Origin of the sequence: Martinezella tropici (genome assembly GCF_003287875.1) — a bacterium.
GTDB lineage: Bacteria > Pseudomonadota > Alphaproteobacteria > Rhizobiales > Rhizobiaceae > Rhizobium > Rhizobium tropici_C.
On record NZ_QMKK01000024.1, the window covers coordinates 88066 to 103718 of the forward strand.

12 protein-coding genes are annotated in these 15653 nt (G+C 61.7%); 7 read left to right on the forward strand and 5 right to left on the reverse strand.

Going from position 1 to position 15653, the window contains the following annotated elements; all coding sequences use genetic code 11:
- Positions 1–2: 2 nt before the first annotated feature.
- A complete protein-coding gene (locus tag DQ393_RS07570; RefSeq protein WP_112341155.1) occupies positions 3–1091 on the forward strand; it encodes a hybrid-cluster NAD(P)-dependent oxidoreductase in 1089 nt (362 codons plus the stop codon).
- 109 nt (positions 1092–1200) lie between these two features.
- On the opposite strand, the gene DQ393_RS07575 is transcribed toward DQ393_RS07570, so the two are convergent.
- Positions 1201–2211 carry a glycoside hydrolase family 25 protein gene (locus DQ393_RS07575; RefSeq protein WP_112341156.1) on the reverse strand — a complete coding sequence of 337 codons (1011 nt, stop codon included), beginning with the start codon at positions 2209–2211 and terminating at the stop codon, positions 1201–1203.
- 245 nt (positions 2212–2456) lie between these two features.
- Between DQ393_RS07575 and DQ393_RS07580 the strand changes: the two genes are divergently transcribed.
- Positions 2457–2927 (forward strand): BA14K family protein, encoded by a 471-nt coding sequence (locus DQ393_RS07580; protein WP_112341246.1) that lies wholly within the window; start codon positions 2457–2459, stop codon positions 2925–2927.
- A 67-nt stretch (positions 2928–2994) separates the two neighbouring features.
- On the opposite strand, the gene DQ393_RS07585 is transcribed toward DQ393_RS07580, so the two are convergent.
- Positions 2995–3996, reverse strand: coding sequence for a transporter (locus DQ393_RS07585; RefSeq protein WP_112341157.1), 1002 nt, complete (start codon positions 3994–3996; stop codon positions 2995–2997).
- 285 nt (positions 3997–4281) lie between these two features.
- On the opposite strand from DQ393_RS07585, the gene DQ393_RS07590 reads away from it, so the two are divergent.
- Both DQ393_RS07590 and DQ393_RS07595 read left to right on the forward strand, forming a co-directional pair.
- Positions 4282–6060, forward strand: a complete 1779-nt coding sequence (locus tag DQ393_RS07590) for an acyl-CoA dehydrogenase (RefSeq protein ID WP_112341158.1) — start codon at positions 4282–4284, stop codon at positions 6058–6060.
- 9 nt (positions 6061–6069) lie between these two features.
- The gene (locus DQ393_RS07595; RefSeq protein ID WP_112341159.1) at positions 6070–6822 is read left to right on the forward strand and encodes a crotonase/enoyl-CoA hydratase family protein; all 753 of its coding nucleotides are present in this window, start codon (positions 6070–6072) and stop codon (positions 6820–6822) included.
- Between the two features lie 167 nt (positions 6823–6989).
- Here DQ393_RS07595 and DQ393_RS07600 read toward each other — a convergent pair whose 3' ends face one another.
- Together DQ393_RS07600 and DQ393_RS07605 are read right to left on the reverse strand one after the other, a co-directional pair.
- Positions 6990–8240 carry a class I SAM-dependent RNA methyltransferase gene (locus DQ393_RS07600; RefSeq protein WP_112341160.1) on the reverse strand — a complete coding sequence of 417 codons (1251 nt, stop codon included), beginning with the start codon at positions 8238–8240 and terminating at the stop codon, positions 6990–6992.
- The gene (locus tag DQ393_RS07605; protein ID WP_112341161.1) at positions 8237–8977 is read right to left on the reverse strand and encodes a TlyA family RNA methyltransferase; all 741 of its coding nucleotides are present in this window, start codon (positions 8975–8977) and stop codon (positions 8237–8239) included. Before DQ393_RS07605 ends, DQ393_RS07600 begins: the two co-directional genes overlap by 4 nt.
- Positions 8978–9088: 111 nt before the next feature.
- Here DQ393_RS07605 and DQ393_RS07610 point away from each other — a divergent pair, with 111 nt between their 5' ends.
- The 3 genes from DQ393_RS07610 (at position 9089) to DQ393_RS07620 (ending at position 13638) form a co-directional block, all read left to right on the forward strand.
- A complete protein-coding gene (locus DQ393_RS07610; RefSeq protein ID WP_112341162.1) occupies positions 9089–10090 on the forward strand; it encodes a DUF4424 domain-containing protein in 1002 nt (333 codons plus the stop codon).
- A 263-nt stretch (positions 10091–10353) separates the two neighbouring features.
- Positions 10354–12312 (forward strand): methyl-accepting chemotaxis protein, encoded by a 1959-nt coding sequence (locus DQ393_RS07615; protein WP_112341163.1) that lies wholly within the window; start codon positions 10354–10356, stop codon positions 12310–12312.
- 288 nt (positions 12313–12600) lie between these two features.
- Entirely contained in the window at positions 12601–13638 is a 1038-nt protein-coding gene (locus DQ393_RS07620) for a sensor domain-containing diguanylate cyclase (RefSeq protein WP_112341164.1), read from the forward strand.
- Between the two features lie 38 nt (positions 13639–13676).
- On the opposite strand, the gene dxs is transcribed toward DQ393_RS07620, so the two are convergent.
- Entirely contained in the window at positions 13677–15593 is a 1917-nt protein-coding gene (dxs, locus tag DQ393_RS07625; protein WP_112341165.1) for a 1-deoxy-D-xylulose-5-phosphate synthase, read from the reverse strand.
- Positions 15594–15653 lie beyond the last annotated feature (60 nt).

A 15653-nucleotide genomic window follows, 5' to 3' on the forward strand; every position in this document is an offset into this window, starting at 1 on the left:
GCATGAACATGACCGTCTCCCTTCCGCATCGTCACCTCGATCAGATGCAGCCCTGGAATGACAGGCAGCATGTGCTCGAATGCCTCTCGGCAACGCCCGAAGCGCCCGAAGTGATGACCTTCACGTTCCGCTCCGACAAGGATAACTGGTTCCGCTATCTGCCGGGCCAGTTCGTGACGCTGGAGCTGCCCACGGCTCCGGAGCCGGTCATGCGCACCTATACGCTGTCGTCGACGCCGTCGCGGCCCTTCTCGGTCGCCGTGACGGTGAAGGCGCAGAAGGACAGCATCGGCACGCGCTGGATGTTCGAGAACCTGAAGCCCGGCATGCGCATCAAGGCGTTCGGCCCGCTCGGCGATTTCAGTCATATCCGTCATCCCGGCGAGAAATACCTCTTCATCTCCGCCGGCTCCGGCATCACGCCGATGATGTCGATGACCCGCTACATGTCCGATACCGCGCCGCTGTCTGATATCACCTTCGTCAACTGCTCGCGCGGCCCGGCCGATATCATCTTCCGGTCCGAGCTCGAATATCTCGCGCGCTTCATGCCGAACCTCAATCTCGGCTTCATCGTCGAGGGCTGCGGCCGCACCGATCTCTGGTCGGGATTGAAGGGACGCATCGACAAGGCGAAGATCGGCCTGCTGGCGCCCGATTTTATGGATCGGACGATCTTCTGCTGCGGCCCGGAAGTCTTCATGGATGCCGTGCGCTCCATGCTGGAAGCCCATGGCTTCGACATGTCGCGCTACCATCAGGAAAGCTTCCAGCCGGCCAATGCGGCGACACCGCTTGCGGAGGTTTCCGATGATGCATCGGGCGAGGCCGCGACGACGATTCGCTTCACCATGGCTGGCAAGGATGTCGTCTGCGCGGCGGGACAGACCGTGCTTCAGGCGGCGCGCGGTGCCGGCGTGCGCATCGGTGCGGCCTGCGAATCGGGGCTCTGCGGCACATGCCGGGTGTTGAAGCTTTCGGGCGAAGTCGAGATGAGCCACAATGGCGGCATCCTCGATGACGAGATCGACGAGGGCTATATCCTCGCCTGCTGTTCGCGTCCGAAGACGGACGTCCAGGTCGAGGCCTAGAGCCGGACGATTTTAGGTCTATTCGACCTAAAATTTGAATCCGCTCTAGAAGCAAAGAAGTAGAGCGTGATGTTGTCCGAAAACCGCCCACACTTTTCGGCATCACGCTCTAGAAATCCTGATAGTTCAGCTCGTTGATCTCGACCGGCGTCGATTGCGGCGTTGACGCCGTGACGACCGGGTCGATATCGGCCACGAGCGAAACGAGCGTCTGCCGCGGCCCGTTGCACATCCGTGCAAGCGCGATCGTCAGGTCCGGCGCGGGCAGCGGCTTGGCCGGCAGGAGATCGCCCTGGGGCCAGACCTTGGCGAGCTGAACCTTCGTCATCGGCACGACATTGACATCGATGTCGGTGAGCGTGCCCGGCACGCGATAGGGACAGCTCTTCTCCGAGCAATTGTCCGAAGAAGCGAACTGCCAGATGGCATAATTGTCCCAGTTGCCGAGCGGGAATGTGCCTTTCAAATCCGGCTTGTAGCGCGCATACCACAAGGGCAGCCGCGACAGCAGCGGATAGGTGCCGCGGTGGTCGGCTATGTATCGCGCCGTGTTGTGATTGACGTAGAGAATGGGGTAGCGGCCGGTTCTGACCTTGATGTGGGCGACGTAGATCTGCGCATCGTCGAGTGACATGAACTGTGTCGTGTCCATGCCGTCGATATCGAGCACCATCAACTCATCGGGCTGCGGATCGGCATAATCGAGAAAATGATTGGCCTGATTGATCGGATTGCCGGGTCGCCCCAGATGATAGGCGCCCCACAACAGGCCATTCGCCTTTGCCAGCATGCGCCGCGTCTGGAACAGCTCGCGGCTGACAGCATATTTGCGCCACATCGTCCTACAATGGGCCACCGTATCGCCGCCGTGGTCCCCGGTGCAGCTGAAGCTTTCGGGCAACCCGTCTGAGGCCTTGGAGATGAAGCCGGCTATCCGTTTGTCCTGTAGAAACGCGTTCCAGTCGATGGTGTTCAGCTCGTAAGCATCGACGATCAGGGCGTTTTTGGGATCGCCCCAGGGCTGGCTTTCACCGGCCGAAGGCTTGGAGACCGGCCCCATCAGGGTCAGGATCGTCAGCAAGCCGTAAATGAGGAGGTTACTCTTTCGGTATCCTTTCATGAAATAATAGTAAGGATTGCTGGTTAATCTTGGGTTAAGAAAGCGATCACTATAAATTCATCGTGGAGCCCCTCGTAACTCCTTAAATCGGTAGGGATTTGAGGAACTAAATAACGCGCTGCCGCGTTTCTTGCCATCTATTCGGATATGCGACGAAGCAGGCGGCGAAACCTTGCTCGGGAAGCATTCCCGACATGAAACGCTACAGGCTTGAGTACAAGTCGAACCAGGGAATGGAGATGAAAATGCTTGGTTTCCGTGCAAAAATCGCGACTGTCGCCTTAACGGCCGCCGTCGCTCTGACGAGCTTCACACCGTCTTTCGCCATGCAGATGCCCGCCGCACCGATCGTAAAACAGTCCGCGCCCACCCAGGCCGCGCCCGGTAATGTCGAACAGGTGCAGTGGCGCCATGACGGTTACTATCGCCGCGGCTGGTATGGCGGCTACCGCGGCTATCGCGGCGGCTATCGCCATGGCTATCGCTACCACGACGGCTATTGGTTCCCGCTGGCAGCCTTCGGCGCAGGCGCGCTGATCGGCGGCGCGATCGCCAGCCAGCCGCGTTACTATGCGCCGGCTCCGGCTCCGAGCGCCGGGATCAATCCGCGTCACGTTGCTTGGTGCGAGTCGCGTTATCGCTCCTACCGTGCTTACGATAATACGTTCCAGCCGAACTACGGTCCGCGCCGCCAGTGCTATTCGCCGTATTTCTAAGCGGCGGTTCCAGATTGCCGATACCAGCCGTCCGGTCCCTTCCGGGCGGCTTTTCCATGTCTCAGCCCTAGAGAATGTTGACCCGCTTGAGCAGCCACCATGCCAGCAGCATGGAGGCGACGATGAAGCCGACGGCATATTCCGTACCACCCACGCCGCCGGAAAGCGGCAGGTTTGAGGTGTTCATGCCGAAGAAGCCGGTCACCAGCGTCGGCGGCAGCAGAAATGCGGTCATGATCGACAGGATGTAGAGATGTCGGTTGATCTCGGACCCAAGCTTCGAATCGATTTCTTCATGCAGCAGCCTGGCTCGCTCCTGCAATGCATAGACATCGTGTTCGACTGCCTCGAGCCGGCCCGTCAAGCGCGCGGCGACGTCCTCGAAACCGAGCGGCATTTCCTCATCGTCGGAGGCGGCCGCATGGCGCATCAGCGACAGCACCGTGCGCAGATGCCGATGGAGCCGTACGATCGTCCGCCGCACGGGCGGCAGCCGCGCGCGTTCGTCGCGTGACGTATTTCCATGGACGAAGTCTTCGATGAGGTTGAGCTCTTCGCCGATCTCGATGACGACCGAAATCAGGGTGCGCTGGAATTCGACGACCAGCAGCTCGAAAATATCGAGGGGACGGGAAAACTTCGTGGCATTCTTGTCGATCAGCATTCGCGCCCGATCCAGGCTACGAAGCGGCTGCAGCCGGCTGGTGATGAGCATGCGATCGGTCACGGCAAAATGCAGCCAGCCGATATCATGGGTATCCCTCGCAAAGTCGCGTTGAAAATCGACCAGCGTGCCGAAGAGCATCTGTTCGTCGACGGTGACTGCTGCATGTGTCTCGTGGCTTGTCAGCGCGATGCGTGCGGCTTCGTTCAGGCCCGGCGCATCCTCCAGAAAAGCCGGAACGCGCGCATCGACAAGATTGAGATGCAGCCATAGGAAGCCGTCGCCGCTAAAGAGCGTTGAACGATCGGTATCGTCGGGCAACCGCTCCGGCTTGGCTTCGCCCGGGCGGAGACGATAGGCCCAGATGAAGCCGGGTATCGTGTTGACTGACGTGATCGTGTTCATGGCTGTATCATTCGGTTTCTGAACAGTTGCCTTAGTCTTCGTTCATGACGATTGTTTATGCAAGTCCGCGCGCTGGTGGAATAATCGCGGCTGCGGGCGGCGATGTCACAGCCGTGCGGCGCGCGCAAGACGTATGGGAGCTGAAGGTTCGCGAGGCGGTGGAATCAACATCTTTGCCACCTCACTTAAATTGACGTTTACGTAAAAATAAACTAGCTATGACCACAGACGAGCGATGATCCGGGTGAGGCGGGTCATTGCCGGCACCAATGCGGAGGAGGCAGCATGTACAAGGCGCCAGTCGAAGAAATCGCGTTCACGCTAAAGCATATCGCGGGCATGGAGCGCGCGATGGACGAGGGCATTCTTGGCGATTTGAGCGCCGATGTCGTCGATGCCATCCTGTCGGAAGCCGGTCGTTTTGCCGGCGAGGAGATGGAGCCGCTTGCCGAGATTGGCGACAAGCAGGGGGCGAAACTGGTCGATGGCAAGGTGGTGCTCCCGGATGGCTGGGAGAAGCTCTATCGCGACTGGATCGCCGGTGGCTGGAACGGCTTGACCGCGCCCGAGGAATTCGGCGGGCAGGGCCTGCCGCATATGCTGAATGTCGCGACGCTGGAAATGTGGAACTCCGCTTCCATGGCATTCGGTCTCGCCCCGACGCTGACCATGGGCGCGGTCGAGGCGCTGATTGCCCATGGCAGCGACGACCTCAAGAGAAAATACCTGGAAAAGCTCGTATCCGGACAATGGTCCGGCACGATGAACCTGACCGAGCCGCATGCCGGCTCCGATGTCGGGGCGCTGCGCACCCGCGCCGAACGCCGCGACGACGGCACCTATCGCCTTTTCGGCCAGAAGATCTTCATCACCTGGGGCGATCACGAGGCGGCGGAGAATATCGTTCATTTCGTTCTCGCCCGTCTTCCCGATGCGCCCGCCGGCACGCGCGGCATTTCGCTGTTCCTCGTGCCGAAATTCCTTGTCAACGACAATGGCTCGCTCGGCGCGCGCAACGATTATTTCGCCCATTCGCTCGAACACAAGCTCGGCATCCACGGTTCGCCGACCTGCACGATGATCTATGGCGATGGAAAATACGGGTCGGAAAAGGGCGCCGTCGCCTGGCTCGTCGGCGAGGAAAATAAAGGCCTCGCCTGCATGTTCACGATGATGAACAACGCGCGTCTCGCTGTCGGCATCCAGGGTGTCGCGATTGCCGAGGCTGCGACCCAAAAGGCTATTGCCTATGCCCGGGAGCGTACGCAGGGCCGCGCGCCCGGCACGGCATCGTCTGGCATGAGCCCGATCATCGAGCATCCCGATGTCGCACGCATGCTGCTGACGATGAAAGCCCTGACTCAAGGGGCGCGCGCCATCTGCTACGCCTGTGCCGAGGCGATCGACATGTCGCATCGCGATCCGCAGAAGGCCCGTTTCTGGCAGGAGCGCGCCGCGCTGCTGACGCCGATCGCCAAATCCTTCTCCACCGATGCCGGCGTCGATGTCGCCTCGCTCGGCATCCAGGTTCATGGCGGAATGGGCTTCATCGAAGAGACCGGTGCGGCGCGCCTGCTGCGCGACGCGCGCATCGCGCCGATCTACGAGGGCACCAACGGCATCCAGGCCATCGATCTGGTAACGCGCAAGCTGACGATCGCCAATGGTGATCACGTGCGCGGCTTCATCGCAGAACTGCGTGATATCGCCGATATGGTCGCCAAGTCCAATCTCGACGGTTTCGGGGAGACTGCGCCGCGGCTGCGGGCGGCCATTGCCGATCTCGAAAAGGCGAGCGATTGGCTGTTGTCGAAGCAGGCCGAGGGCGCCATTGCTGAGGCCCTTGCGGGCGCCACGCCTTACCAGCGGCTCTTCGGACTGGTGCTGACCGGATCCTATCTCGCCAAGGGCGGCCTCGTCGATGCGGGCGACGGCGAGGGTGGCAAGCGCATCGCGCTTTGCCGCTTCGCCGCCGAGAACCTTTTGGCTGAAACCACCGCCCTTGCCGATCGCGTCGTTGCCGGAGCCGGCAGCCTTGAAGCTGCTCGCATCGCGCTTGCCTAAGGATATATGATGACCGACCATATCCTCATCGAACGCCCCGAGACCGCGCCGCAGGTCCAGGTCATCCGGTTCAACCGACCGGAAAAGAAGAATGCCATCACCCGCGAAATGTATCGGACGATGACCGCTGCGCTAACAGCAGCGGAGGACGCGGCGGATATCCGCGTTCATGCCTTCCTCGGCACGGAAGGCTGCTTTTCCGCCGGCAACGATCTGGCCGATTTCCTCGCCTTCGCCATGAGCGGCAATATGGGGCGCGAAGTGATTGATTTTCTCGTCGCGCTGGCGAGCACGAAGAAGCCGGTCGTCTCCGGCGTCGATGGCCTCGCGATCGGCATCGGCACCACGATCCATCTGCATTGCGATCTGACTGTTGCCTCCGACCGCAGTCTGTTCAAGACACCCTTCGTCGATCTCGCGCTGGTCCCCGAAGCGGCTTCGAGCCTGCTTGCTCCGCGCGTCATGGGGCATCAGCGCGCCTTCGCCCTGCTCGCCCTTGGTGAAGGCTTTTCCGCCGCTGACGCCAGGGAAGCCGGACTGATCTGGAAGGTAACGTCGGCGGACGCGGTGGAGGCCGAAACGCTGTCGCTGGCCGCAAAACTCGCCACCAAGCCGCCAGAGGCGCTTCGGATCGCCCGCGACCTGATGCGCGGGTCACCGGATTCTGTTCTCGACCGAATCCAGAAAGAAGCCGAGCATTTCGCCGCCCAGCTGAAAAGCGCCGAAGCCCGCGCGGCTTTCGAAGCCTTCATGAAGCGGTGAAGCTCACCCGCTCTCGTGCTTCGAGACGGCCCTTCGGGCCTCCGCATGAGGGCTAATCTCTGGCGCATCTCGATCGTGAGCGACTCCGCCCTCATGGTGAGGTGCGAAGCCCGAAGGGCGTAGCCTCGAACCACGAGGGTCGGCCACCCGACTTCTGGCGAAGAGAGCTACTTCTCCAGCGCCGCAACCACTTCGACATGCGAGGTCCACAGGAACTGGTCGATCGGCGTCACCCGCGTAATGCGGTAACCTCCCTCGACCAGAATGGCGAGGTCGCGGGCAAGCGTCAGCGGATTGCAGGAGACGGCGACGATCTTCTTGACCTGCGAGCGGGCCAACTCCTTGCACTGGAATTCCGCGCCGGCGCGCGGCGGGTCGAAGACGACGGCGTCGTAGACCTTCAGTTCCTGCGCCATCAAGGGTCGGCGGAAGAGATCGCGGCGTTCCACGGTGACAGGCTTCAGCCCCTGCGTGTTGCGCGCGGCGTGATCCAATGCGGCGAGCGGCTTTTCTTCACCTTCCACCGCATGCACCCGCCCGATCCGCGCCAGGCGAAGCGAGAAGGTGCCGCTGCCGGCGAAGAGATCGGCGATGCGCTTGGCCTTGCCGACATGGGTTGAGACCAGCTCGGCCATGGCATCCTCGGCCTGCTTGGTCGCCTGCGTGAAGGCGCCCGGCGGCGGTGCGACCGGCACGCCGCCGAAATCGATGATCGGCTTCACCGGTTCCACCAGGATCTCGCCGTTCAGCGAAAGGCGCGCGATGCCGCGAAGCGACAGCACCGTTTCGATCGTGCTGCGGCGCTGCTTGTCCGAAAGCGATTTGATGCCGTCGACGGCGAGATCGAGGCCGGTCTGTGTCTCCAAGACGGAAATGCGGAAGGCTTCGGCGTTAATGGCGATTGCGGCGGCGATCGTCTTGATCGCCGGCAGACGGGCCATGATGCCGGCCGAAGCGATGGGACATTCCTCGATGGCGACGATATGATGGCTTTCAGCCTGGTTGAAGCCGATCAGCATATCCTTTTCAGTCTTACGCGCGGCGAAGACGACCCTGCGCCGTTCGCCCGGATGCGCGGCGACGATATCGTCCACTTCAGGTGTCAGACCCTTCGACCGCAGGGCATCGACGACGAGCTGGCGCTTGAAGGCGCGATAGGGGGCGTCGGCATAATGCTGCAGGGTACATCCGCCACAGGTCCCGTTGACGCCATGCGGGCCGAAGTGCCGACAGTGCGGCTCCTGGCGATCCGGCGAGGCCGCCCTGATCGACATCAGCGTGCCCTGGCTCTTCACCCGCGCGATGGCGACACTTTCGCCCGGCAGCGTGAAGGGTACGTAGATCGGGCCATCGGCGCCCTGCGCGATGCCGTCGCCCTGGGCGCCGAGCTTCTGGATGGTAACGGTTTCGGTGCTCATGGCTTGATCCCTGCGAGAAGAAATTCCTGATTGCCGTCACCGCCAGCGATGGGCGAGGCGATGAGGCCGAGGCTTTGCCAGCCCATGTCTTCGGTGAACCAGCGCTCGAGTTCGGCCGCCACCGCCGGAGCGGAGGTGGGGTCCTTCAAGAGGCCGGCCTTACCGATCGCATCGCGGCCCGCCTCGAATTGCGGTTTTACGAGCAGTACCGCCCGCGCGCCCGGTTCGGCAAGCGCAAGGGCCGGCGCCAGCGCCAGCTTGAGCGAAATGAACGAGACATCGGAAACGACGAAGGAGAAGGGCTCGCCTATGTCCTCGGCGGTCAGATTGCGCGCGTTCAAACCCTCGATATTGGTCACGCGCGGATCGGCGACTATGCGCGGATGCATCTGGTCGTGACCGACATCGATCGCCGTGACATGGGAAGCACCACGCTGCAGCAGCACCTCGGTAAAGCCTCCGGTCGATGCGCCGACATCGAGACAATGCTGCCCTTGCGGATCGAGGCCGAAATGGTCGAGTGCCGCCACCAGCTTCAAGGCCGCACGTGAGACGTAATCCTGCGCGGGATCATCAATGCTGATCTGTGCGTCTTCGGTGAACAGCGCGCCGGGCTTCGTGACGATCCTGCCGTTCACGGTCACCGTGCCGCGCTGGATCGCATCGCGAGCGCGAGAGCGGCTGGCGAAGAGCGAAAGGGTGACGAGGAGCTGGTCGAGGCGTTGCGGTTCGGACATGGGCTGTCCATGCCGGGCAATGGGCCATGTTGCAAGCCCTTTATGTTGATATCGGCGTTGACGACGGATCGCAACCGGCCATAATCGCTGCAATCAACGGGCGAGGGCATCATGCGGAAGATCGGTGGCTATGCGGCGCTAATGGCGATGTTCGCCGTTCCGGCTATGGCAAATGACACGATGGCCGAGTTGAGGACGGGTGGTCTCGCCTATGTCCGCACTGGAGATATCAGCATGGCGCAGGAAAAGCTGTTCGTTTCGGCGGAACAGGTCCGCGTCGATTACATCTTCGAAAATACCTCCGACAAGGATGTCGAAAGCGTCGTCGCTTTTCCGATGCCCGATATCAAAGGCGATATAGACAGTATGGTCGATGCAGGGAATGTCGATTCCGACAATTTCCTGGGTTTCACCGTGACGCAGGATGGCAAAGCCATCACGCCGACCTTACAGCAGCGCGTATCGGTCGCCGGGGTCGACATGACGGATGAGCTGAACGCTCGCGGTGTCCCGCTGCTGCCGCTGAGCAAGGCGGCGGCAGATGCTGTCGCCAAGCTGCCAGCCGACGTGCTCGACGATTGGACGGCCCGCGGCCTGATCGCCGATGACGAATACGACGCTGACGGTCAGGGCATGAAGCACCACCCAACGCCGATGTGGACGCTGCACACCACCTATTGGTGGCGCACGAGGTTTCCGGCCAAGGTGAAGATCGCGGTTGAACATCGCTACAAGCCCAGCGTCGGCGGCACCGTGGCGATCACCTTCGCCGGCGAGGAAGACTATCAGAAGCAGCAGCTGCAGGCCTATCGCGCCAAGTATTGTCTCGATGAGCCTTTCCTGAAGACGGCGACCAAGCTTGCCGCCGCAGTCGATAAGGGCGGGCGCGGCTATACCGAAAGCTGGATCTCCTATGTGCTGACGACGGGCGCCAACTGGTCCGGTCCGATCAAGCATTTCGAGCTGACGGTCGATAAGGGCAGTCCCGACAACTACATCAGCTTCTGCGGCAAGGATGTGAAAAAGACCGGCGCGACCACCTTCCAGATGACGGCGCAGGATTTCTATCCCGAACACGATCTGGATATTCTCATTCTCGCTGCCGTGCGGTGAATTAGAGCGGCCGGAAGACGAAACGCACCGTGGTTCGGCGGCATCTCAGTGCGGTTGCGCGGAGTTAAATAAATTTAAAGCCCGAGCCTCTACTGATGCCTGTGATTACGGTGATCGTTTTGAGATCATCGCCTGCCATGAAGGCTTCGCGCGTCTGCGTCCCAATCATGCCCCTCCCTGAATTCTTCGAGCATCGGTCGCGTTTCCTCCCAATCGCGGCCTAACGAGGCTCGCCAGGACCGGCGCTCAGGAGGCGCTCGCCCATGTTTGCGAAAAAACTCTCGCTGAATGGCAAGCTTGCCATCACGTTCACGGCATTGATCGCCATCTTCGCCTGCGTTTCCGCATTCGTCTATTCCAAGGAAGAAGCGTCGGCCGGTGCCGCCGCCGAGCAGACCAAGTCGCAGCAACTCGTCAGCCTGATCGACGACTCCCTGCAGGCGATGCTGGAACAGGCCGTCAATCTGCGCGGCTTCCTGCTGCTGCATAGCGAAAGCACCTATGGCGATATCTTCAACAATCGCGAGCGGATGCTGAAGAGCATCGCCAGCGCCAAGCAGATTGCGGCAGATTCCCCCGATCTGTTGCAGGCGATCGACAATATGCAGAAAGCCGCTGATGTCTATTTCCATCAGCTGGCAGAGCCGCAGGCCAAGGCACGCAAGGAAACCGAGATGCCGCTCGACCAGATCGTCAAGCTCGGGCAGAACGAAACCAAGGGCCAGCTCGATAGTTTCCGCGACGCCGCCGCCAAGATCAAGCAGGCCGCCCGCGCCAAGGCGAGCGATCTGGCAGCCATGCAGGATGACGCCAATGGCGATCTGCGCATGACGCTTATCGTCGGCGGCATCTTCGTATCGCTCGCCGCCGCCGTTCTCGCTTGGCTGCTGTCGCGCCTCATCGTGCGCCCGATCGTCGGCATGACCGCTGCGATGGGCCGACTGGCGAATGGCGAGCATGATGTCGAAGTCCCGGCCGTCGGCCGTGGCGACGAAGTCGGCCGCATGGCCGATGCCGTCCTGGTCTTCAAGCAGGCGGGGATCGAGAAGCTGCGCCTCGCCGGCGAGACCGAGCGCATGCGTGGCGATGCCGAGCGCGAGCGTCAGATGAATGACGAACAGAAGGCGCGTGAGGAGGGCGAGATCCGCTTTGCCATGGAAGCGCTCGCGGATGGGCTCTCCGCCCTGTCTTCCGGCAATGTCGCGACCCGCCTGCGCAACAGCTTTGCGCCGCAGTTCGACAGTGTCCGTAACGACTTCAACAATGCGGTGGAAAAGCTGGAAGCCGCTCTGCAGTCCGTCGGCCGCAATGCTTCCGCCATCAATGCCGGCGCCGACGAGATCCGCTCTGCAGCCGATGATCTGGCGCAGCGCACCGAACAGCAGGCCGCTGCCGTCGAGGAAACGGCGGCCGCACTGGAGCAGGTCACCATAACGGTCCGCGACTCCGCCAAGCGTGCCGAAGATGTCGGCCATCTCGTCGAGCGCGCCCGCCAGGGTGCGGAACGGTCGGGCGAAGTGGTTCGCAACGCCGTCTCGGCCATGCAGCAGATCGAAAAATCCTCGGGCGAGATCAGCAACATCATCAGCGTCATCGACGACATCGCCTTCCAGACCAACCTGCTGGCGCTGAACGCTGGTGTCGAGGCGGCCCGCGCTGGCGAGGCCGGCAAGGGCTTTGCGGTCGTTGCCCAGGAAGTGCGTGAGCTCGCCCAGCGCTCCGCCAACGCCGCCAAGGAGATCAAGGCGCTGATCACGACTTCAAGCGATCAGGTCAATACCGGCGTCTCGCTGGTCGGCGAAACCGGCAAGGCCCTCCAGTTGATCGTCTCCGAAGTGCAGGAGATCAACCGCCATGTCGGCGCGATCGTCACGGCGACCCGCGAACAGTCGACCGGTCTGCAGGAGATCAACACGGCCGTCAACAACATGGATCAGGGCACGCAGAAGAATGCGGCCATGGTCGAAGAACAGACGGCCGCAAGCCATGCGCTCGCCCGCGAAGCCGCGGCGCTCAACGAGCTGCTGCAGCAGTTCCGCCTTGGCAACTCCATTCAGGCGGCGCCCGCGCAGCCAACGCTTGCCCGACCCGTCGCGGCAACGGCGCGTTCGAAGCCGGCGGTGTCTCCGGCCCGCGCTCTCGGGCGCACGGTCGCCAAGGCCTTTGCCGGCAAGGCAACCGCTGCCGCTGCCGCGCCCCAGGACGATTGGGAAGAATTCTGATCGATCTCTGCGAATCGCTGCCGTTAACGTTCTCGGCCCGCCGCTTTGCGGCGGGCCGTTTCGTTTTTCATGGATGATACTATTCCATTGCCACAACTTGCCCAGTTTTGCTGGGGCAATGCGTCTCCCTTTCGGGGATAGGTTGTTTGAGCCGTGGGATCGTTCTCGCGCGCTGGTGAGTCATCCTTTCGGTCGAGATTTGTTAGATATTTTATCGGCGGCAGGGTTGCCCTGAGCGAAGAACCGCTAATTCCGTAAGTCGCACGCTGATCGCAGAGGGAGATTCGAATGGGACAGCTGGTCCGAGTTCCGGCCAATGAAACACAGAGGCTTTTGGCCGTACGGTCCCTGAATGCGATTCACAACAGCCCGACACCCGAGCTTGCGATCCTTGCCGAACTGGCGAGGAGTGTGTTCGAAACGCCCTATGCAGCCATCAATATCATCGATGAGGACTGGCAGCGCATCGCAGGGCAGGCGGGTTTGAAGATTGCCGAATGCTCGCGCGACATGTCGATTTGTACGCGGGTGGTGTTTGACGACGAACTGCTGGTCCTTCCAGATCTTATGGAGGAACCGGAGCTGAAGGCTGCCCCCTTCGTTCTCGATGATCCCTATTTCCGCTTTTATGCCGGCGCTCCGGTGCGACTGGAGAACGGCTTGCCCGTGGGTGCCTTCTGCGTTCTCGATCAGAAGCCGAGGCGGTTCTCTCCAGGCGAAGAAGAGAGTCTCATGCGGTTTGCACAGATTGCCAGTGCGCTTCTGCGGCTGCAGAAGTCAAACCTGCTGATGGGAATCGCCGAGAACAGCTTGCGGGCGGCTGCCATGACCGATCCGCTGACCCGTTTCTTCAACAGGTCGGCACTGGAAAACCTGGTTGATAGCGCATTGAGTTCAGCCATTGCTGCTGGCCGCCACTTCGGCGTTCTCTATCTCGACATGGACGGCTTCAAATCCATCAATGACCGCTTCGGTCATAATGTCGGCGACGAAGTTCTCTGTGAGGCGGCATCCCGCATCCGCTCTGTCATCCGCACCGATGACATCGTCGTTCGTATGGGAGGCGACGAATTCGCCATCTTCGTGCCGGACCCGACCGACAGGAGCGCGCTTGTCTCCCTGTCCGAGCGTTTGTTGGCTGCATTCCGAGCGCCATTCGCGGTAGAGGGCGTATCCGTCTCCGCACGATTGAGCATCGGCGCAGCACTGGCGCCGGATGATGGCGCGACACGTGCCTTGCTGTTGAGAAATGTCGATTCCGCGCTCTATCAGGCCAAGGCCGCCGGTCGAGACCGCGTGGCGATCTTCAACGGGCTCGATGGTTGACGACATCAGGCAGCCCCGGGGCCGCCTGATGTTTGCGTTTATCCAGCGGCTTCGACGATGCGGCCGTGGCCGAGCGTGCGGAATACTGTCTGCACGATGCCGGCACGGTCGAGACCGGCTCTGGCATTCATGGCTTCAGGCTTTGCCTGATCCATCCACATATCCGGCATGACGAGCGAGCGGATCTTCAGGCCATTGTCGAGCAGGCCCTCATTGGCGAGGAACTGCATGACCTGGCTGCCGAAGCCGCCGACCGAACCTTCCTCGACGGTGATCAGCATTTCATGGTGAGCCACGAGTTGTCGGATGAGGTCGTGATCGAGCGGCTTGGCGAAGCGCGCATCGGCGACCGTCGTCGACAGGCCGGCGGCATCGAGATCCTCGGCTGCGGCAAGGCTGTCGGCCAAGCGCGTGCCGAAGGACAGCAGCGCGACTTTCGAACCCTGCTTGACGACGCGCCCCTTGCCGATTTCGAGGATCTGGCCCCGTTCCGGCAGCTCGACGCCGACGCCTTCACCGCGCGGATAGCGGAAGGAAATCGGGCCGAGATCATAGGCGGCGGCCGTGCGCACCATATGCTTGAGTTCCGCCTCGTCGGCGGCGGCCATGACGACGAAGCCGGGCAGGGTGGCAAGAAAGGCGGTATCGAAGGACCCGGCATGCGTCGGTCCATCGGCGCCGACGAAGCCGGCGCGGTCGATCGGGAAACGGACGGGCAGGCCCTGGATCGCCACGTCATGCACCACCTGGTCATAGGCACGCTGCAGGAAGGTGGAATAAAGAGCGGCAAAGGGCTTGTAGCCTTCGGCAGCAAGGCCCGCGGCGAAAGTCACGGCATGCTGCTCGGCAATGCCGACGTCGAAACAGCGCTTGGGGAAGAATTCCTGCAGCTTGTCGAGGCCGGTGCCGTTTGGCATGGCGGCGGTGATACCGACGATTTTGTCGTCGAGGGTTGCCTCCTGGACCAAAGCGTCCGCAAAGACGCTTGTGTAGCTCGGCGCATTCGGCTTCACCTTCGTCTGCGCGCCGGTAATGACGTCGAACTTGTTGACGCCGTGATATTTGTCGGCAGCTGCCTCGGCCGGCGGATAACCCTTGCCCTTTTGCGTCACGACATGGATCAGCACCGGGCCTTGCGCATTGTCGCGCACATTGCGCAGCACGGGCAGCAGATGCTCGAAGGAGTGACCGTCGATCGGGCCGATATGATAGAAGCCCATCTCCTCGAACATGGTGCCACCGGTCACATAGCCCCGTGCGTGCTCGACTGCCCGCGTGATGGCGCGGTCGACCTTCTTGCCGAGATAGGCGGTCAGTTTCTTGCCGAAATCCCGGAAGCCCATATAGGTGCGGCCGGAGGCGAGGCGCGCGAGATAGGCGCTCATGGCCCCCGTCGGCGGGGCGATCGACATGTCGTTGTCGTTGAGGATGACGATCAGCCGTGCATCGAGCGCACCGGCATTGTTCAGCGCCTCATAGGCCATGCCGGCCGACATGGCGCCGTCACCGATGACGGCGATCACACGGCGGTCGGTATTATCGAGCTCGGCGGCAACCGCCATGCCGAGGCCGGCGGAAATGGATGTCGAGGAATGCGCGGCGCCGAAGGGATCGTACTCGCTTTCAGCCCGGCGCGTGAAGCCGGAAAGACCGTTTTCCTGGCGAAGCGTGCGAATGCGGTCCCGCCGGCCGGTCAGGATCTTGTGCGGATAACACTGATGCCCGACATCGAAAATCAGCCGGTCGTCGGGCGTGTTGAAGACGCTGTGGATCGCGATGGTCAATTCGACGACACCGAGGCCGGCGCCGAGATGTCCGCCGGTACGCGACACCGCATCGATCATCTCATCGCGGACTTCGCGGGCGAGTTGCGGCAATTCCCGGTCCTCCAGCTTTCGCAGGTCGGAAGGATATTGGACCCGGTCCAGCAGGGGCGTCTGTGGCATTTGTGTCAAGGCTGATGCCTCTTTCTTGCTATTCTTGGGCGGTGGTCCGCCTTTACGTCAAAACAGATT